Source organism: Streptomyces sp. NPDC053755, from assembly GCF_040677675.1.
Lineage (GTDB): Bacteria > Actinomycetota > Actinomycetes > Streptomycetales > Streptomycetaceae > Streptomyces.
This window is the reverse complement of record NZ_JBFASK010000015.1, coordinates 139,349-158,248: the sequence shown is the minus strand read 5'-3', so window position 1 is coordinate 158,248 and position 18,900 is coordinate 139,349. Positions and strand designations below refer to the sequence as shown.

General features: G+C 71.3%; 18 protein-coding genes and 2 pseudogenes. 12 read left to right on the top strand and 8 right to left on the bottom strand.

What is annotated here, in order from left to right; translation table 11 throughout:
- Nucleotides 1-315: 315 nt before the first annotated feature.
- Complete coding sequence (locus AB0K65_RS17060) at nt 316-1,212, bottom strand: alpha/beta hydrolase (RefSeq protein WP_365717152.1); 897 nt, start codon at nt 1,210-1,212, stop codon at nt 316-318.
- An 85-nt stretch (nt 1,213-1,297) separates the two neighbouring features.
- On the opposite strand from AB0K65_RS17060, the gene AB0K65_RS17055 reads away from it, so the two are divergent.
- The 7 genes from AB0K65_RS17055 to AB0K65_RS17025 all read left to right on the top strand — a co-directional run bounded on the left by AB0K65_RS17055 (nt 1,298) and on the right by AB0K65_RS17025 (nt 7,291).
- A complete protein-coding gene (locus AB0K65_RS17055; RefSeq protein WP_365717150.1) occupies nt 1,298-1,885 on the top strand; it encodes a CGNR zinc finger domain-containing protein in 588 nt (195 codons plus the stop codon).
- Nucleotides 1,886-2,453: 568 nt separating this feature from the next.
- Complete coding sequence (locus AB0K65_RS17050) at nt 2,454-3,665, top strand: globin domain-containing protein (RefSeq protein WP_365717148.1); 1,212 nt, start codon at nt 2,454-2,456, stop codon at nt 3,663-3,665.
- 194 nt (nt 3,666-3,859) lie between these two features.
- Entirely contained in the window at nt 3,860-4,660 is an 801-nt protein-coding gene (locus AB0K65_RS17045) for an SDR family oxidoreductase (protein ID WP_365717146.1), read from the top strand.
- Nucleotides 4,661-4,967: 307 nt separating this feature from the next.
- Nucleotides 4,968-5,438, top strand: coding sequence for a DUF1877 family protein (locus AB0K65_RS17040; RefSeq protein ID WP_365717144.1), 471 nt, complete (start codon nt 4,968-4,970; stop codon nt 5,436-5,438).
- Nucleotides 5,439-5,644: 206 nt separating this feature from the next.
- A complete protein-coding gene (locus tag AB0K65_RS17035; RefSeq protein ID WP_365717142.1) occupies nt 5,645-6,583 on the top strand; it encodes an aldo/keto reductase in 939 nt (312 codons plus the stop codon).
- Nucleotides 6,584-6,601: 18 nt separating this feature from the next.
- Nucleotides 6,602-6,952 (top strand): MerR family transcriptional regulator, encoded by a 351-nt coding sequence (locus AB0K65_RS17030; protein WP_365717140.1) that lies wholly within the window; start codon nt 6,602-6,604, stop codon nt 6,950-6,952.
- A gap of 174 nt (nt 6,953-7,126) precedes the next feature.
- Entirely contained in the window at nt 7,127-7,291 is a 165-nt protein-coding gene (locus tag AB0K65_RS17025; protein WP_365717138.1) for a hypothetical protein, read from the top strand.
- Nucleotides 7,292-7,726: 435 nt separating this feature from the next.
- Here AB0K65_RS17025 and AB0K65_RS17020 read toward each other — a convergent pair whose 3' ends face one another.
- A complete protein-coding gene (locus AB0K65_RS17020) occupies nt 7,727-8,005 on the bottom strand; it encodes a GlsB/YeaQ/YmgE family stress response membrane protein (protein ID WP_365717136.1) in 279 nt (92 codons plus the stop codon).
- Between the two features lie 164 nt (nt 8,006-8,169).
- Nucleotides 8,170-8,512 (bottom strand): annotated as a pseudogene (locus AB0K65_RS17015) (TetR family transcriptional regulator); the annotation flags it as partial.
- A gap of 150 nt (nt 8,513-8,662) precedes the next feature.
- On the opposite strand from AB0K65_RS17015, the pseudogene AB0K65_RS17010 reads away from it, so the two are divergent.
- Nucleotides 8,663-9,453: pseudogene (locus AB0K65_RS17010) on the top strand (chlorophyllase).
- Between the two features lie 83 nt (nt 9,454-9,536).
- On the opposite strand, the gene AB0K65_RS17005 reads toward AB0K65_RS17010, so the two are convergent.
- A complete protein-coding gene (locus tag AB0K65_RS17005) occupies nt 9,537-9,698 on the bottom strand; it encodes a hypothetical protein (RefSeq protein ID WP_365717134.1) in 162 nt (53 codons plus the stop codon).
- A 49-nt stretch (nt 9,699-9,747) separates the two neighbouring features.
- Here AB0K65_RS17005 and AB0K65_RS17000 point away from each other — a divergent pair, with 49 nt between their 5' ends.
- Nucleotides 9,748-10,179, top strand: coding sequence for a hypothetical protein (locus AB0K65_RS17000; RefSeq protein ID WP_365717132.1), 432 nt, complete (start codon nt 9,748-9,750; stop codon nt 10,177-10,179).
- A 249-nt stretch (nt 10,180-10,428) separates the two neighbouring features.
- Here the strand turns inward: AB0K65_RS17000 and AB0K65_RS16995 are convergent, their stop codons facing one another.
- Together AB0K65_RS16995 and AB0K65_RS16990 are read right to left on the bottom strand one after the other, a co-directional pair.
- Nucleotides 10,429-10,833, bottom strand: a complete 405-nt coding sequence (locus AB0K65_RS16995; RefSeq protein ID WP_365717130.1) for a type II toxin-antitoxin system PemK/MazF family toxin — start codon at nt 10,831-10,833, stop codon at nt 10,429-10,431.
- 413 nt (nt 10,834-11,246) lie between these two features.
- Complete coding sequence (locus tag AB0K65_RS16990; protein WP_365717128.1) at nt 11,247-13,466, bottom strand: MMPL family transporter; 2,220 nt, start codon at nt 13,464-13,466, stop codon at nt 11,247-11,249.
- Nucleotides 13,467-13,744: 278 nt separating this feature from the next.
- Between AB0K65_RS16990 and AB0K65_RS16985 the strand changes: the two genes are divergently transcribed.
- Complete coding sequence (locus AB0K65_RS16985) at nt 13,745-14,956, top strand: sensor histidine kinase (protein WP_365717126.1); 1,212 nt, start codon at nt 13,745-13,747, stop codon at nt 14,954-14,956.
- Nucleotides 14,953-15,636 carry a response regulator transcription factor gene (locus AB0K65_RS16980; protein WP_365717124.1) on the top strand — a complete coding sequence of 228 codons (684 nt, stop codon included), beginning with the start codon at nt 14,953-14,955 and terminating at the stop codon, nt 15,634-15,636. The genes AB0K65_RS16985 and AB0K65_RS16980 overlap by 4 nt, the downstream gene beginning before the upstream one ends.
- Before the next feature lie 49 nt (nt 15,637-15,685).
- Here the strand turns inward: AB0K65_RS16980 and AB0K65_RS16975 are convergent, their stop codons facing one another.
- A complete protein-coding gene (locus AB0K65_RS16975; RefSeq protein WP_365717122.1) occupies nt 15,686-17,116 on the bottom strand; it encodes a DUF2252 domain-containing protein in 1,431 nt (476 codons plus the stop codon).
- A 202-nt stretch (nt 17,117-17,318) separates the two neighbouring features.
- On the opposite strand from AB0K65_RS16975, the gene AB0K65_RS16970 reads away from it, so the two are divergent.
- On the top strand, nt 17,319-17,687 hold the full coding sequence (locus AB0K65_RS16970) for a VOC family protein (protein WP_365717120.1): 369 nt from the start codon (nt 17,319-17,321) through the stop codon (nt 17,685-17,687).
- 146 nt (nt 17,688-17,833) lie between these two features.
- Here AB0K65_RS16970 and AB0K65_RS16965 read toward each other — a convergent pair whose 3' ends face one another.
- Nucleotides 17,834-18,595: a hypothetical protein gene (locus AB0K65_RS16965; RefSeq protein ID WP_365717118.1), complete on the bottom strand. Its 762-nt coding sequence runs from the start codon at nt 18,593-18,595 to the stop codon at nt 17,834-17,836.
- Between the last annotated feature and the right edge of the window lie 305 nt (nt 18,596-18,900).

Genomic DNA, 18,900 nt, shown 5'->3' with positions numbered 1-18,900 from the left:
AACCGAACGGACACATCCGATCAACTGACCAATCGACCAAAGAGACACGCTCTAGCGCTACCGCCGTCGGCACCTGGCTCCCCGTATCGACCCTCACCGTCGCGGAGGCGTCCTCGGCGGGCGGAGATGAGCAGCCGGATCACGGCCAGGCTCCCATCAGCCACAGCACGCGAAGGGCACCGACCCGTCCCCACGGACGAAGACCGAGGGGCACGGTGCCGGGGCTGCCGGCCGGTTCAGCCGCAGCAGACCGACCGGGCGTCGCCTGCCCTCCTCCGGAGGCCCTTTGCGCAGCGGCGATTCCGGTCTTGCCCTTCACTCCCCCACGCGGTCGAGGAAGCCGGCGATGAGCGGGGCGACGTCGGGGAGGTGGTCTTCCAGGGCGAAGTGGCCCGTAGGGAAGAGGTGGAGTTCGGCGTCGGGCACGTCGCGCAGGTAGGCCCGGGCGCCGGGTGTGGTGAAGAAGGGGTCGCCGGTACCCCAGGTGATGAGGGTGGGCGGGCGGTGTTCGCGCAGCCAGGCCTGCCAGTCGGGGTAGGCGGCGACGTTGCTCTTGTAGTCGTAGGCGAGGGCGAGTTGGGCCTGCTTGCGGCCGCGCTGGTCGAGGAAGTACTGGTCGAGCAGCCATCCTTCCGGTGCGACCAGCGTGGGGTCGGCGGTACCGCCTTCGTACTGTCCTCGGGTGGCCGCCAGGGTGAACAGATCGAGGATCCTGCTCTCGGCGCCGGGGGTGTCCGGGGTGAGCGCGGTGAAGTCGCGGGCGGCGTCCGACAGGCCCTCCGCGTAGGCGTTGCCGTTCTGCACCACGAGGCCGGTGACCCGCTCGGGATGGCGCAGTGCCAGGCGGAAGCCGACCGGCGCGCCGAAGTCGAAGAGGTACATCGCGTAGCGGGTCAGCCCGAGCCGCTCGGTGAAGCCTTCGACGATGTCGGCCAGGCGCTCGAAGGAGTAGGTGAAGCCTTCAGGGGTGCGCGTGTGTCCGAACCCGGGGTAGTCGGGGGCGATCAGCCGGTAGTGCGCGCCCAGGCTGTCGATCAGGCGCCGGAACTGGTGCGAGGCGGACGGGAAACCGTGCAGGAGCAGCAGAAGCGGAGCGTCGGAACGTTCCGGCAGTGACTCCCTGTAGAAGACCTCGACGCCGTCGACCTCGATGGAGCGGTGGGTGACGCGGGCCGGAACCGACACCCGCGAGAGGGCAGCAGAACCCGTCATTTCACATGCCTCCTTGGAAGGTTTATGCATTAGAGGCTGCCCGATGGGGTTCTAATGCGTCAAGCAGGCCGTGTACCGTTAGCGCATGCGTGAGAGCGAACCGCTGACCGGCGAGCCACTGGCCCTCGACCTCGTCAACACCCGCCCCATGAGCGCCCACGGCCCCACCGACCTGCTCGACACGCCGCACAGACTGGCCCTCTGGCTCGCGCTTCAGGAGGCCCGGCTCGGTCCGGAAACGGGTGGCGACGCGCCTACGGAGGCCGACCTCGCCGCCGTCCAGGCCGTACGGACCCACGTCGAGGCCGCCGTCCAGGCCGTGCTCCACGGGCAGGAACCCTCTGCCGCCGACCTGCGCGCCCTCACCGACGCGCAGCGGGCCGCGCCCGCCGTACGCGAACCGGTCTGGGATGGTGAGAGGGTGACGGCGCCATACCGTCGTACCGGCCCGCTCGGCCTCCGACTCGCCGCCCTACTCGCCGAAGCCACCGCCGAGCTGCTCGCCGACCCGAACATCGCGAAGCTCCGACAGTGCGAGGCCGACGACTGCGTGATGCTCTTCCTCCCCGCCCACCCTCGCCGGCGCTGGTGCTCGCCCGACCGCTGCGGCAACCGTGCTCGCGTCGCCCGGTACTACCACCGCCACAAGCAGCCCCCCGAACCGCACCAGTGAAACCGGACTCCGCCGACGGCGAGCCGCCTGCCGCCCGGGAGCCTGAAGCAGCGCGGCGCTGAGCGATCAGAGGCCGGAGCGCGAAAGCGGGAGCGCAGAGGCCGGAGCGCGGAAGCCGGAGTCACGACCGGCTCCGGCCCGAGCGAGCAGGCGTGGCACCCCCGCAACCCCCCACAGACGCGCGGCCTACCCCCACCAGGTCCGGCAGACGCCCGCACCACCCCCTCAGCCCCCGGCAAACGCCGCACCACCCCCGCAACCTCAGGCAGACGCGCGCACGACCGCGGGCGGGACAGGCAGCGCGGACAGACGGCCCGCCGGGCCGTCACGCCCTTTGGCTACTTCTGAGTCACCCACCCGATCGGGTAGCGTCCGGAGCCGACTAATCCGCTTCCGTGCTTCCCTCTCGAGGACCTATGCCTGCCAGTGAAGTCGCCGCTCGCCGCTCCCGCCCCGGGCGCTGTTCCGTCAAGTCCTCCATGCGACGGCGCACCCGGGCACGGCCATCGGGCATACCCGGCGCCGGAGCTCTGGCCCCTTGAGGTTCCGGATCAGACGCCCGGGCCCCATGCCCGCGGACCCCTGCCAGGACGACTCGGCGACCACCCCCGCCGCGCGGACTGCCGGGTCAGAGGTCACCCAGGCGCCTCTGTCCGCCCACGAGACGGCGCTCATACGCGCCTCCGTGTCGGTGGTCGAGCCGCTCGCCGCGGACATGACGGTCTACTTCTACGCGATCCTCTTCACGCGTCATCCCGAGGTACGGCCGATGTTCCCGCAGGGGATGGACGCCCAACGCGACCGCCTCTTGCGTGCTCTGCTCCGCATCGTCGACCTGGTCGACCATCCGGAGAGTCTGGTCCGCTTCTGCGGACACCTCGGGCGTGACCACCGTAAGTACGGCACCCTCCGGGCGCACTTCCCCGCCGTCGGCGAATGCCTTCTCGCTGCTCTGGCCCGCTACGCCGGCCCCGCCTGGACCGACGACATCGCCGCCGCGTGGACCAAGGCGTACGGAGTGGTCGCCGACGTCATGATCAGCGCCGCCGAGCAGGACGCGGAGGTACGGCCAGCCGTCTGGGCCGCCACGATCGTGCACCGCGCTCCCCGTGGACCCGGCATCGCCGAGGTCACTCTTCAGCCCCACGCACCGTACGAGCACGCCGCCGGTCAGTACGCGAGCATCGAGACGCCCTGGCATCCCAGGCAGTGGCGCCCCTACTCCCCCGCCAACGCGTCACGCGAGGACGGCACCCTCACCTTCCACATCCGTGCGGTGCCGGGTGGCTCGGTCAGCAACGCACTGGTGCACCGTGCCGCGGTGGGTGACGTGGTCCACCTCGGCGCGCCGATGGGCGAGATGGTGCTGGACGCCGCCGTTCACAGCGACCTGCTCTTCGTGGCCGGCGGTACGGGCCTCGCCCCGATCCGCGCGCTCCTCGAGGAGGTCGCTCGGCGCGGCGGCCGGCACCAGGTGAACCTCTTCCTCGGGGCCCGCACCGGTGCCGAGCTGTACGGAGTGGACGACATGCTGCGCATGGCTCAGCGGCATCACTGGCTGACCGTCAGGGGAGCGGTGTCCGACGAGTACGTCCCCGGGATCCGGGGGTCCCTGCCGGACGTGCTGGCCGAGTACGGACCCTGGTACCAGCACGACGTCTTCCTCAGTGGCCCGGCCGCCATGGTCGCGTCGGCCCGGCAGTCGCTCACCCACCACGGCACGTCGCCGGATCGCATCCATCACGACCCGTTCGACGCCCCCCTCCCGGCCACCTCCTGAGACACCGCGGGCGCCTCCGCTGCCGCCGCGCGCTCACCGGCCCGTAGTCGGGGCCGAGTTGCTCGCTCCCCGGGCCGTTCGCGGCACGGGGGTGCGGCAGTGGGACCGCGCCCGTACCGATCCGGGCGCACGTCTCCCCGGCGCCCGGGAAAAGCGATTGACGCTCCGGCGCCGGTCGTGAACGATTCCGGACCGTGACGAGCAGCGATCGGAAGCACCCCTCCCCTGGCCGGCCTTCCCCCGGCGCCCGCCCGATCGCCCTGGTCACCGGTGTGGGCAGGAGCGTCGGCATCGGCGCCGGTATCGCCCGCCGACTGGCGGCCTCGGGCTGGGACATCGCCTTCACCCACTGGGCGCCCTACGACGACCGCATGACGTGGGGCAGGGAGCCCGGCGCGACCGAGGCGATCAGCCGATCCCTGTCCGACCGCGGTGCGTCCACCGCGGCCATCGAGGCGGACCTCACCGACCCGGACACCCCGGGACGCGTCTTCGACGAGGTCGAACAGCGACTGGGAAGCGTCACCGCTCTGGTGATGTGCCATTGCGAGTCCGTCGACTCCGGACTGTTCGACACCTCCGTCGAGAGTTTCGACCGGCACTTCGCCGTCAACGCCCGCGCGCCCTGGCTGCTCATCCGCGAGTTCGGACGCCGCCTCGCCGCGGATCCGGGAACCGGTCGGATCATCAGCCTCACCAGCGATCACACCGTGGGCAACCTGCCCTACGGCGCGAGTAAGGGGGCGCTGGACCGCATCACCCTGGCCGCCGCGCGCGAACTGGCCCACCTGGGCGTGACAGCGAACGCCGTCAATCCCGGCCCGATCGACACGGGCTGGATGTCCGAGGACGTACGGCAGCACTGCCTCCGCCAGACCCCACTCGGCCGCCTGGGCACTCCGCAGGACACCGCGCACCTCGTGGACTTCCTGTGCTCCGGGGAGGGCGGATGGATCAATGGCCAACTACTCATGAGCAACGGCGGCATCGCCTAGCGGCGTTCCCCGTCCCGCAGCGCCGAGCACCCCCGCAGCCGTCTCCGCGGCTGGGACCACGACGTCGGGGCCCGCCACATCCCCACCCTTCACCGGTGCCGGCGTCCCGTTCTGCCGAGTGGGCCTCGATCCGGGAGGCGGACGACCCGGTGCTCCTCGACGCGACAGCCGAGCACCTGCGTACCTGCGGCCACGCCGCGACGGCGAATCGGCCCGTCGCCGACAACACCGACAGACCGTCATGCAAGATCGAGCCAGGCAGTCACGAGGAGACCGGAACATGAGCTTTCATCTTCACCTTCGAGCTGTGGCGGAAGATGAGGTCCGAGACGACCACGCCTCGCTGGAGGAGTTCATGAGCGCGGCCTGGCACAACCACGAAACCGAATACGCGGCAGGCATCGCGGGATCCATCGCCAAGGACTTCGGCCCCCTCAACGACTCCTACCTGGCGGGTCCCACGCGCGGCGGCGAGGCTTCGTCATGGGATCTGCCGATCTACGGAGGCAGGATCGTTCCCGCCCGCACCGACCACCAACCGCCGTTCGTCATCCTCTCTCCTGCCCAGGTCACCGCGGTCGCGGAGCTGCTCGCGGGGGCCTCCTTCGAAGCTCTCTGGCAGGTGGAGGGGAGCAGGCTCAGTGCGCCGTACGCTCAGTGGAAGGATCCGGAAGGTGCGGCCAAGCAGAACTACCTCGCCCACCACACCGGCCTTCGGGACTTCTACGGCCACGCGGCCCACGCACACCGCGCCGTCGTCAAAGCCTTCTGGTACTAGCCTCGCGCTCGCCCGTGACGGCGGTCCTACGGTGAGAGCCCTTGAGAGCAGAGCGCAGCGAGCCCGCGGGCGTCCCGGAACGTCTCGCGTCCACGGTCACGGCAGTACGGGGGAACCGATCGCCGTTCGCCGGTTCTCAGCCGGAGGCGCATCTTTCGCCGCACTCTCTTGATCTGGAGCGCGCTCCAGGTCCGAACATGAGCGGCATGAACATCACTGACCCTCAGATCGTCCTCGGGACGATGGGCTTCGGCACCCACGTCGACCGCGACGCGTCCTTCGCGATCCTTGACTCCTTCGTCGCCGCCGGCGGAGTGTGGCTCGACACCGCCAATTGCTACTCCTTCTGGGCCGACCCCAGTGGCGTCGGCGGCGCCAGCGAGCGCGTCATCGGGGCATGGCTCCAGGCACGCCCGGGCGCACGCGACGCGGTCCGGATCGCGACGAAGGTCCGGCAGAACCCGCTCATCCCCCACTCCTGGCCGGCCAGCGCCGAGGGGCTTTCCGCCCACGCCATCCAGGCCGGTGTGAAGGAGAGTCTGGACCGCCTTGGCGTGGATCACATCGACCTGCTCTGGGCGCACGCCGAGGACCGCACGGTGCCGCTGGAGGAAACGGTCGGAGCCTTCGGCGAGCTGGTCTCGCAGGGAGTGGCCCTGCGGGTCGGGGCCGCGAACCATGCCGCCTGGCGCGTCGAGCGCGCCCGGTCGCTCGCCAGGGAGCGGCGCGTGGAACCGTGGACGGCTCTGCAGCTGCGCCACTCCCTCGTCCAGACGCGCCCGGACACCCCCCTCGCGGAGGCCGGCCACCGCATGCTCACCGCCGAGGACTTGGACCTCGCGCGGTCGGAGGGGCTGGCCGTGTGGTCGTACAGCTCGCTGATGTGGGGTTCGTACGTGCGCGCGGACAAGCCGCTTCCACGGTCCTATGATCACCCGGGGACCACCCAGGTGCTCTCGGTCCTGGACGAGGTCGCCGGCGAGGTCGCGGCCACGAGGAATCAGGTCGTCCTCGCGTGGCTGATGCGGCAGGGGATCGATCCCATCGTCGGAGTGAGCCGGGTGGAGCAGATCGAGGAGGCACTCGCCGCACGGCGTGTGCGGCTCGGTGACGAGCACATGGCGCGCTTCGCCGAAGCGCGGTAGGCGGTGACGCGAAGGAGCATGATGACCAGCCTCACTCCGGCGGCGGCCGCCGACCGCACCGGTGTCTCCATCGACACGCTGCGCTATTACGAACGCGAGGGGCTCATCGGCCCGATACGGCGCTCCGCCGGCGGGCGCAGGGAGTACACCGAGGACGACGTCTTCTGGATCGGCCTGGTCACGTGCTTCCGCGAGGCCGGCCTGGGCATCGCGGACCTGCGGGATTTCGTCGCCATTCTGCGCGCCGACCACCCTCCGCAGGACCGGGTGGCCTTCCTCCGCGAGCGGCGTGCCGGCCTGGAGGAGCGGGTGGCAGCGTTGCGCCGGGCCATGCAGGTCCTCGACGAGAAGATCGACTACTACAGCTGAGAAACCTCGCGTCGGCTGTACGCGCGCGGGTCGGCATGCAGGGCACCCTGGTCCGGTGCCGGCGCCGGCCTGCCCGGCAGCGGAGGTGGGTTCCGTACGACCAACCCGCACGGCCCAGGCGCGTCCGGGACCCGTAGACTCGCTAGCCGATTCCGCCACAGGGAGGACCACGCAGTGAACCAGTACGACCATACGGGCCGGCCGACAGGCGACGCTCCGATCTACGCGACACTCGTCCGGGAGCGCGGGGACGTGCCCGCGGAGGTCAAGCGGGTGGCCGCACAGGTGCTGGAGGAAGCGGACCGGGTGGTCAATTTCGGCTCGATACGCACGGTCTGAGCGTACGGGCCGAGAGTGCGGCTCGATCGTGCTGCCGTGCACGCGCGGGCCGAGGGCTCGTCACGGTGTTCCGCCGGCCGCCGGGGACACGCGTGGCCCCGTCGTCCGGACTATGCGGCCCCCCAGCCGCACCGGCGTGCAGCGTCGTGCGGCCGGCTCAGGGCCATACCGCCGCCTGCCGGCTCCCGGGCGGCGGCATCAGGGGTGCGGAGTCGCTGATGAAGGCCGCGAGCCGGATCTTCGGCGAGCACCTCGCCCGTCGCACCGCGCATCAGAGGGAGTGCGCGCGACGGCTGAGCGCGCACCGTCGAGGCCGGTGGAGATCGCGGGGACGACGGGCGGAATGCGGCGACTTCACAGCCTGTGGCACAACAGCGGAACGGCTCCGCCCTCAAGGAGGGGGAGCCGTTTCCGTCTGTGAGCGGACTGCGCGGGTCAGGCGTGTCGGTGGTGCCGCTTGTTGCCCGTGACGAGGCGGTAGACGGCGAGGAGGATGACGGAACCGATGATGGCGGCCACCCAGGTGGAGATGTCGAAGAAGCCGTCGATCGAGTCGACACCGAAGATCACCTTGCCGAGCCAGCCGCCGAGCAGGCCGCCGGCGATGCCGATGAGCATGGTGATGATGATGCCGCCGGGGTCCTTGCCCGGCATGAGCGCCTTGGCGATGAGACCCGCGATCAGACCTATGAGAATCCAGGCCAGAATGCCCATGATGTGCCTCCTACCTCGGTGGATAAAGTCCTTGTTAACGATCGTCTTCACCCTGTGGACGTTTCCAAACGTCCTGAGTCGCTGATCGTTAAGTCGCGGCGGGTACAGCGCGGCGGTGGACCCGTCGGCCGGGAGAGCCATGTGGCGGCGTCCGCGGCGCACGTGAGGGCGATGAGGCGACGAGGGTCGTCGTCCCGACCGATGCAGAGGTTGCCGATGCCGCGCATCAGCTCGTACGGCTCGATGCGGGACCTGATGCTGCCGTCTTCGACCGCGGCGTCGAACTGCGCGGCGCAGACCGGCAGCAAGGCGGTCGAGGAAGTAGGCGTGGAGATCGGCGAAGCGGTCGCTGTCGGACTGCAGGGCGTCGGCGAGTCCGTGCTTGGTCACGAGGAAGTCCACGAAGAGGTCGATCCACTGGCGCAGTGCGTCGAGCGGGGAGTCGGCGCTTTCCAGCAGGTTCGGGCCGGCTTCGGCGCATGCCTCGATCTGGTGCTGGTACACGGCGGTGAACGAGGACGGAGCAGCGCTCCGAATACTAAATGGAGCAGCGTTCCGCTTCAGCTGAGCCGCCGGCGGGCCGCTCCTGGCCGCCGTGTCCGCTCCGGCACCAAGGAGACCGGCAGGCGGTAGGCGTCACCGACAGGCCCCGCCACCGTGACCACCTCCACCAGCACCGACGCCCTGGGCGCGCCCGTCCCGGTCCTGTCCTTCGGCCCCGTCGTCCTGTCCGTACCCGGACGGCCCGTGGACCTCCGGGTACGCGTCTGCGCACCCGCGACGGGAACCGGCCTCCCGGTCATCCTCCTCTCCCATGGCCACGGCCCCTCGAACAACCTCTCCTCCCTCAACGGCCACGCTCCACTCGCCCACTTCTGGGCGGCCCATGGGTTCGTCGTCGTCCAGCCCACGCACCTCACCTCCAGGGCACTGAGACACCTCGTCGCCGACGCACCTGGCGCGCCCGACTTCTGGCGCTCCCGCGCCGAGGACATGACCCACGTCCTCGACCGGCTCGACGTGACCGAGAACGCGGTGCCGCAACTGGCCGGACGCGTCGATCCCGGCAAGGTCGCCCTCGCCGGACACTCGCTCGGCGGCTTCACCGCCGCCCTTCTGCTGGGTGCCGGACTCCCGGCATCTCACGGACATGGGCCCGGACTGGCACGCGGACCCCTACACCCTGGCTCCTGGGCCGAAGGCCCTGCTCACCCTGTTCGACGCTGAGCACGGGCTCGGCGGGATCGCCGGGTACGACGCCGCCGAGACCACCGACGAGAACCCCGAACGTGTCGCCGCCCTCGCCCGGCTCACCGCGGCCTGTCTCCATACCCGGCTCCACCCCGGCGGCAGTGCCTGGCAGGCCGCGTGCGAGGCACTGACGACCGGCCCGGGGGCGGTTAGGACGCGTCGAATCGAAGGAGGCACCGGCAGCGCCGCAAGGCTGAGCGGATACCCCCGATCGGCCGGACCCGAGGGTCCCGCAGGTCCCGCGGGCCTGTCCAGGGGGCATGGGTCCTGTCGTCGGATGTCACGCCCCCGTCAGGGGTGATGCGAGGGCGACGGCCGCTTCGTAGGACTGGACGCCGTGCCACTCGCCGCTCGAGATCGCCGGGAACACGGTCTTCGCCTTGCCGGTTCTTCTCGTGGGTATCGGCGTGGTGGCCTCCCTCGGCTTACTGGTCGTGATCACTACACCCAGGGCGGGCAGCGGAAGCGGATCATGCGCATAGGGTGTCGGCATGTCGCTGAGCCACATAGCTCTCTCGTCCGGTCGCTCGATCGCACTCACCGAGCTGCGGATGTCTACGACCTACGGGGGGGTGTTGGAGGGCTATCCGTGCCAGCGCATCAACGACATGGCGGTCAGCGGCCTCCTGCGACAGGCCGAGCATGCGTTCTCCTTCGCGCCGGTTCATCTCGTTCCGCCCTCCCGCGCGTACCCGGATCAGACCGCCGGCGCCTTCGGCCCCGTGGAGGTGCTGCCCTCCGTGGCTTGCATCGGTGTCTTCGGCTCGACAGCGGTCGATCCCGAACTCGACGCAGTGCTGCACCGCTCTGCTCTCATCGTGGCCTGGTTCCAGGCCACCCCGGAGATTCCGTCGGGCCAGGATGCTGATCCCGCTCTTCGCAGCATTCGCTGGGACGAGCTGGCCCAGGACCATGAGCTTTAGGGACACGCGCTGATCACAGCCACTCCTTGATCGCGGCCACGAGGACGGTGCCCAGCACCGCCCACTCTTCGTCCGTGAGATCTCCCCGCCCCATGAACCGTGATCATTCGACGCTCAAGATCCACTTTCGGCACACGGCGTGGTGCTGCAGCCGTGGATCGTGATCTGGGTGGTGAGGGAGCCGAGGCGACAGTCGTACAGCCTCGGCCATCCGGCCGGGACCGCCGACGCCGTCGGCTCCTTCTCCCTCTACCCGAGTTCACCGAGACGGAGGGCGTCCCTCATCTCGCTGAGCTTCGCGGTCGTGGCCGGGGTCTGCTCCTGCACGTGTCCAGCGAGTCGGAGGGCGTCGTCGATCTCGCTGAGCTTCGCCGAGGACAGGACGGCCGCCCGCTCTATCAGGTCGTCCCGGGACACGGTGGTCAGCCACGTGCAAGGGGTGAAGCCTGGACGCGGGAGCGCGAGCCGCAGCACGCCTTCGAACGGCACTCCTTCACCGGCGCCCACCATCACCTCGACGCCCAGGCCGCTGATGTCGACGCCCGCCGGAGCGACGATCTGCATCACCCGGATCCCGGACGCGTCGTCTCCTGACAGCAGTACGACCAGCCTCCGCTCGTCGAACCGGACCCACCAGACTTCGCCTCGTTGCACAAGCCCTCCGGTACTCGGGACGGCGGACAGACGCTGCGCGACCCGACGCGCTGTGGAGACGGGTGCGGCCACCGTTGATCAGCGGTGCGCGAAGACGGAAGACCTCGCGGTGGCCGGAGGTCACAGCCTAGACCCTGCCCACCGGCAGGAGGCGTTCGAGGGCCTAGGGCCGGATGCGGGCGATTCAGGCGGGCCGAACCCGGAGCCTGGCCGGGCAGTCGGTACTCGGCCTGCCGTCGGACCTACCACGCAAGGACTGCTGGACCATCGCCGAGTGGCCTTGCCTGGACCCCACGAGGCAAGCGGCGATCGACCGGGAACTCCATGTTCCGCGTTCCTGGACCTCCGGCCCCGACCGCCGCCGGGGCCGAGAGTCCCGCCCGAAGGGCGGGCGGGACTCTCGGCAACACGATTCAGCCCACGGGGAGGTGCTCCTCTCGCGGGCGGGAAGCCGGCGGGCCGGCCTGGTCACGGTCCCGCGTGCCGCCGGGGCGGACCGGCCACCACGTGCTCCGGCCGAGGAGCGCCGCCAGCGCGGGCACCAGCACGATGGACAGGACGAACGCGGAGAGCATGATGCCGAGCGCCGTCGCGAAGCCGATCTGCTGGGTGGAGGGATTCGTGTTGACGGCGAGGCTTCCGAAGGAGGCCGCCAGGACGACACCCGCCGTGGCGATCGCGGGCGCGGTGTGCCGTACGGCCCGGGCGACGGCCGCGCGGGCCGGTCCGGGGCGCTCCATCTCCTCGCGTATGCGGTCGCTGATCAGGATGTTGTAGTCGGTGCCGAGAGCGACGACGAAGAGGAACAGCACCAGCGGGAGCGTGAAGTTGACGCCCGGCTCGTCGAGCAGGTGCTGGAAGAACAGGGCGGAGGCGCCCAGCGTGGCCGCGAACCCGAGGCCGACGGCGATCATGAGGATCGCGGGGGCGAGCAGGCTGCGCAGCAGGACGAGCAGGATGAGGGCGATCAGCACCGCCGCGACCGGGAAGACGATGCGCAGGTCGTGGTCGACGGCGGTGGAGATGTCGGCGAAGATCGCGGCCGTGCCGCCTACATGGGCGTCGGTTCCCGCGGGGGCGACGCGGGCGATCGTGTCGCGGACGGGTCCGGAGACGAGATCGCGGGCTTGCCGGGTCTGGGGTCCGTGAGTGAGGTACAGGTCGAACCGCGCGGCCGTGCGGTCCTCGTTGAGGGTCGTCGCGCCGACCCTGCCGACGCCGTCGAGCGCGCCCAGGGCGCGAGGGAGCGCCTCGATGGCGTCGGCCGTCAGAGTGCGGCCGTCCCGCGCGGTGACGTAGACGGTGGCCGGGTCGGACACCCCGGCGGGAAGGGCGCGGGAGATCTCCGCGGCGGTGGCGGTGGCCGGCGTGTCGAGATCGCCGCCGCTCTGTCCGAAGTCCATCCGGATGCCGACGAGTCCGGCGGAGAGTGCGGCCAGCAGGGCGACGCAGGCGAGGACGAGGCTCACCGGGCGGCGGGCGACCAGGGTTCCGAAGCGGCCGGCCGCACCTTCGGAGGGCTGCCGCTTCAGGGCGCGGGACGGCCAGAACATCGCGCGTCCGCAGGCCGCGAGCAGCGCCGGCATCAGCGTGAGACTGGCCAGGAGCATGACGAGGACCGACACGGCGACGGCCGGCCCGAGGACGCGGAACTGTCCGAAGGTCGCGATGGCGAGGGTGGCGAAGGCGGCCACGATGGTCAGGGCGGCCGACGTGATGGCCGTGCCGATGCGGGCGCTGACCTCGGCCGCCGCCTCGCGGGCGGGCTGTTCCGGCCGGGAGCGCAGCTGTTCGCGGAACCGGAAGAGGAGGAAGAGGAAGTAGTCGACGCCGATGCCGACCAGCACGACGCCGATGAGGCTCGGCGTGGAGGGGTCCAGCCTGATGCCGCTGATCTCCGCGCCGCCGACCACGACACCCGCCGCCGCGCCGCCGATGACGGCCACCGCCACCAGCGGTACGAAGGCCGCCAGGATGCTGCGGAAGACCAGGATGTTGATCAGTACGATCAGGCCGGTCATGGCGAGGCCGACGGCGGTCTGGGTGGTCTTCTCAGCGTCCGCGGTGTCCGTGAGGTCGGCCAGGCCGCCGGTGAAGCCGGTGCGCATCCCGGCCTCCTCGAACGCCGCCTCCGCCTGGTCGCGGAAGACGCGGTACACGCTCTGGAGGCCGGGATCCATGGAGTTGCCGGTCAGCCTGACGGACAGCAGCTCGAAGCTCCGGTCCGGCGCCGTCATGGCGGGAACGACGCCGGGAGTCTGGGAGTGGTCCTTGCTCAGCAGTGCGGGCGGGTCGTCCTCCTTCGGCGCGGGCATCTCGACGCGCCGGCTGCCCAGGTCCCGTGCGACGGCGCCGACGCGCCGCTCGTCCGCCGCGGAGAGGGGCTTGCCGTCGGCCCGGCCGACGAGCACCGTCACCGCGTTGCCGTCGGGCTTCGCCCCGAACTCCTCCTCGGCGATCCGCAGGGCGGCGGCCGAGTCGTACTGCGCGGGCAGGAACTCTCCGCTCTGGGGCTCGGTCACGCGGTAGAGGAGGGCTTGGCCGAGTACGGTCAGGAGGAGGCCCAGCACCGCCCAGGCGGCGATGACCTTCCACGGGTTGCGGGTGGAGAACCCGGTCAGGGCGCGGATCACGTGTCGTCCTCCGAAGGTGGGTGATTCGCCGGGGTCTCCCGGCTGATCTCCAGCTCATCAGCGGAACGCGGCGGAATCGTCCGAGCGCAGGACGAGACGGTGTCCGGGAGCGGGGGCCGGGGCGCGCCGCGACCCAGGACCCTGGTCCTGGGTCGCGATCGGCTCCGGGTACCGGGGAGGGTGCCGCGACCGGTGCCAGAATGGGGCCCGGGACGACAGTCGGTCGTGGGCACCGGCCGCCGTCGGCGGGAGCGCCCGCGGGGGGAAGGGGTCACGGCATGCCGAAGACGACGAGGCGAGGGCGTTACGGCGGCGCCGGGAGGGGGCCGGGTGGCGACGCCCTGCCGGACGGCGCGCGCGGGGCGTCCGACGACGCCCTGCCTTGGACGCGCAACGACGCGCTGGTCACCGTCGGCGCGGCCATCGTGGACCTGCTCAGCTTCTCGCTCGGCAGCCAGATCGACCACGGGTACGTCCCACCGGCCGGCTGCGTGCTGCTGGTGGTGGCCGCACTGCCGTTGCTGGCCCGGCGCCGCGCCCCGGTGTGGACGCTCGCGGCCGTCCTGCTGTTCGACCTGGCGCTCAATCTGAGCGTTCCGGTGGGTCAGCACTTCACGGCCACGACCGTGGTCGCGCTCTACACGGTCGCCCGGTCCCGGGGCGCGGCCGTGGTGACGCCGGCCGCGTTCGTCTCCGCGGTGATGCCGCTGGTGGGACGGTCACCGTGGCCGGTGACCGTGGGGGTGCTCGGCAGTGTGGCCAACGTGCTGTTCGTACTCGCCACCGCGGCCGCGATGAACCGCTGGGACCGCGAGAACGAGACCAACCGCCGCCTGCTCGCCGACCGTGCGGTGGCGGACGAGCGGCGCCGCATCGCCCGGGAGCTGCACGACATCGTCGCCCACCACATCACCACCATGCAGCTGATGGCCGGTGGCGCCCGGGCCAACCTGGCGAGCGACCCCGACGTGGCCCGGGAGGCACTGGTCACCCTGGAGGGTTCCGGGCGGATGGCGTTGCGCGAGATGCGCCAGCTGCTGGACGTGCTGCGCGCGGGGGACGACGCCGAGGAGGCGCCCACCGCACCGCAGCCCGGGGTCGGGGACCTGGCTCGGATCGTCGGCGAGACCCGCCGGGCCGGGCTGCCCGTCGACCTCGACGTACGGGGCGAGGAGCGCCCGCTGCCGCCGAGCGTGGGCCTGACCGTGTTCCGCATCGTGCAGGAGGCGCTGACGAACGCGCGCAAGTACGCCGGCCGGTCACGGGCTTCCGTACGGCTGACGTACGGTACGGACGGGCTGGCCGTGGAGGTGTCGGACGACGGGGCCGGGGTGGCGGCCGCGCCCTCCGGGTCCGGTTACGGCCTGATGGGGATGCGGGAGAGGGTCGCTCTGCACGGCGGCACGCTGGAGGCCGGACCGCTGGACGGGGGCGGGTTCCGGGTGGCGGCCCGGCTGCCGCTGAAGGCCGAGGAGGGAGCGCTGCGATGAGCGCACGGACGACGGAGGCGATCAGGGTGCTGATCGCGGACGACCAGCCGCTGGTGCGGCGTGGACTGGCCCTGATCCTGGCCCCCGACCCGGACTTCGAGGTGGTCGGCGAGGCGGGTGACGGCGAGGAGGCGGTGCTTCTCGCGCACCGGCTGCGCCCCGACGTCGTGGTGATGGACATCCGGATGCCCGTGCTGGACGGGGTCGGCGCGACCGAACGGCTCGCGCGGACGCTGCCCGAGTGCCGGGTGCTGGCACTGAGCACCTTCGACATGGACGAGTACGTGGTGGCGGCGCTGCGCGCCGGCGCCTGCGGCTTCCTGCCCAAGGACGTCTCGCCCGAGGACCTGGTCGCGGCGGTACGGGTGGTCCACACCGGGGAGGCGGCGGTCGCGCCCCGGCTGCTGACCCGGCTGATCTCCGCCTACGTCGTGGCTCCCAGTCTTCCGCAGCCGCCCGAGGTGGGGCCGGCCGATCTCACGCCTCGCGAGCAGGAGGTGTGGCGGCTGATGGCCACGGGGCTCGACAACGCGGAGATCGCGCACGCCATGGACATCAGCGTGTCCACCGTGAAGAACCACATCACCAGCCTCTTCGCCAAGCTCGCGGTCCGCGACCGCGCCCAGGCGGTGATCGCCGCGTACGAGACGGGGCTGATCGAAGCGGGCACCCGGAGATAGCGGCGGCCGGAGGTAGCGGGCGGGCGGAGGCGCAAAAGCCGCTCTGGGGTCAGTCCGCCCCGACTTGCTCCGCGGGCAGCCGGCCCGCGCGCACGGCGTCCACCAGGGCCTGGTGGTCGCGCTCGTTCTGGTCCGCGTACGCCTCCGCGAAGAGGGCGAGGGCGCGGTCGAAGACGTCACCGGTGCCCAGATAGGCGGCGATGGCGATCCGGTCGCCGGAACGCGCGTGCGCGCGAGCCAGCGTGACGCCGCACAGTTCGCCGAAGGCTCCCATGCGCCTCGGGCTCATCGTCTCCGGCATGGCGATGCCCTTCCAGTCACGCAACTGCCGGACGTAGAAGTCGCGTTTCCTGCCGTCGATCCCGTCCACCCGTTCCCAGCCGAGGAAGATGTCGCTCGCGGCCTGCATCAGCCGCTGGCCCGAGACGACCCGCTCGCCCTGGTTGCGGTAGTGACTCGCGCCGACGTGTGCGGCGAGCACGGAGGTGTCGGCCTCCTTGGCCTGCAGGAAGAGCGGATCCTGATCGTCGCGGCCGAGGAGGAGGAAGATCCAGCAGCGGGTGCCGACACTGCCGACGCCGACCACCTTGCGGGCGACGTCCGCGAGTCGGTAGTCCTCGAGCAGCGCGCGCCGGTCGGAGGCCAGCGTGCGGCCGTACCGCTCGATCAGGCCGCGGAACAGGTTCTCGAGGGCGCCGCGTTCGACATCCGGAAGAAGGTCGCCGATCGGGACGAGCAGCGGGGGATCCGCCGCGATCACGGGCTTGCCGTCGACCGTGGCGGCGACCTTGGCGAAGGCCTGCAGGCTGTCGCGCGTGCGGGCCTTGGCCATGGCGTGGGCCAGTCTCTTCCGACCACCCTTGTGGAGCCGGTCCGCGGCCAGGGACTCGAGGCGGTGCGCGTCGATCTTGGCGTACCAGACGTCGATGTTGCGCATGCCCGCGAAGCGGATCATCGCCTCGCGGTACGAACGGACCGTCGCCCGCACGATGCGGGCGCGGTGGGCCTCGTCGAAGCCGTTCGCCCGGCCCGCGATGACGAGACTCGCCGAGAGCCGCTTGACGTCCCACTCCCAAGGGCCCGGAAGAGTCTCGTCGAAATCGTTGATGTCGAACAGCAACGACCGCTCGGGCGAGGCGAGCAGCCGGAAGTTGAGCATGTGGGCGTCGCCGCACAGCTGGGCCGTGAGTCCGGATCGCGGGGTGCCCGCCAGGTCGGAGGCCATGATCGCGGCGGCCCCGCGGTAGAACCGGAACGGGGACTCGGTCATCCTGCCGTAGCGGATCGGTACGAGTTCGGGCACCCGCGCCGCGGACTGTGCCTCCAGGATCGCCAGGGGGTCGGGCCTCTCCGGAGACGGCTCGTAGTCGGCGTGGCCCATCCGCGGTGAGCGGCGCCGGGCCTCCTTGCCGAGGCGGGCGCGCTTCTCCGGGGCGGCGTGGGGTGCCGCTCGCATCCCCGTGGTCGCGTGGTGGGACATACGAGACCCTCCTGCCTGGACCTGCGGCATCCCCTCCCACCGTAGGTCCCATCCGGTGCTCCCGCACGGGCATGGGTCACCGGGGCGGGGGCGGCCGGGCGCCGCCCAGCGGGGCCAAGACCCTTCCTCAGGCGGTCCCGCCGATGAGTTCACCGTTCCCGGACGGTCTGTCCAGGACACGACCGTTCTCGCGAGGAGTGCCATGTCCACGATCCAGCCGGTGATCATCACCGCCGACCCCGACGTCCTGCTCGGCTTCTACACGGCCCTGTTCGGCGCCGAGGAGACCTTCCGGGTCCCGGAGGAGGGCCCGGTCTTCTACCGCGGCCTGCGCATCGGCGACTGCGACCTCGGGCTGGTGGCCGAGGCGGACGCGGGGCGCCGGGGGGCGCCGCGCATCCTGCTCAGCATCGAGGTCGACGACGTCGACGAGACGCTCGGCCGGGTGACGGCCCTGGGCGGCTCGGTCGGTGGCGGCGCCAACGACATGCCGTGGGGGCAGCGCGTGGCCCATATCAAGGACCCCGACGGCAACCCGGTGAACCTCACCCAGCCGATCCCCGTTCAGTGACGCTGTCCAAGCCGGGGAAGCACGAGCCGGCCGGAGACACCACGGCCGCCCGATGCACGTCCGCCAGGTGCGGTGGCGGCGTCGGGCGGCGGTGATGTCGTCCGTGTGACCCGGATCGGGATGCCGGGGCCCGGGCAGGGATGCGATCAGGCCGCGGTGGTGAGCAGGTCGCTCAGGGGTTGGGCCGAGTCCGTTCCGGAGTGGCCGAGGGGCGCGTCGAAACTCCAGACGAGGAAGAGCAGGAATACCACGAGAGCGCTGAAGGTGGTGGCGAGCAGCAGTTCGCGCGCGGAGCGGCGGATCTGCAGGGTGTAGAGCAGGCCGAGGGTGACCAGGGCGCCCGCGACGAGACCGAACCAGAGCGCGGCGGGCAGGGTGGTGCCGGAGGTGTCCAGGCGTTGGTGGCGGGCGTCGTCCGCTGCCGCCACCTGGTCGAGGAGCGGCTGGTAGGCCTGTGCCTGGAGCTCGTCGGCCGGGGTGCGGTGGGCGATGTCACTGCGGATGCGGCCCAGCAGCTCGGCACCGGTGTCGTCGACGGGCGTGCCGTCCTTCAGGGCGGGCCATTCGGCGGTGACGGCGTGCCGGGCGTAGGCGTCGATGTGCTCCTTGATCTGCGTGCGGAAGGCTGCCGGGTAGACGTCCAGGCGTTGGTCGATCTCGTACAGGGCCTGGGCCTCGCGCTGGACGGTGTCCTCGGCCGCGCTGCGGGCCTCCCACACGCCGGCGATGGCCAGGCCCAGCACGATGGCGTAGACGACGCCGACCATCATGACCATGTATTCCAGTACGTCCGGGGTTTGTGACGTGTCCTCATCGACCGCTACGCGTCGGTGGCGCACGACGGTCGCCGTGACGACGAGAACGCAGACCAGGACCGAGGCCAGGGTGTAGACGAGCCATTCCGGCATTTGTACGACTCCAGGACGAGCGATGCGACGTGAACGAGACGGTGTGGACGGGGTGGGCCGGCCATGGAGAGCCGGCCGCTTCGGGGCGAGGACGGTCAGGCGCGTCGGCGGCGGGACCCCGGCCGCAGGGCGGCCGCGGCCAGCACGGCCGGCAGCGTGATCACGACTGTGGACATGGTCATCGAGATGTCGGCCGGAGCCGGACGCGACGGACCTCCGGTGTACTGCGAGCGCGGCACCCACCGGAAGGCCTGAGCCGCCTTCGCGGGGTGCGACGACGGCGGCACCGCTGGGGCCGACGGCAT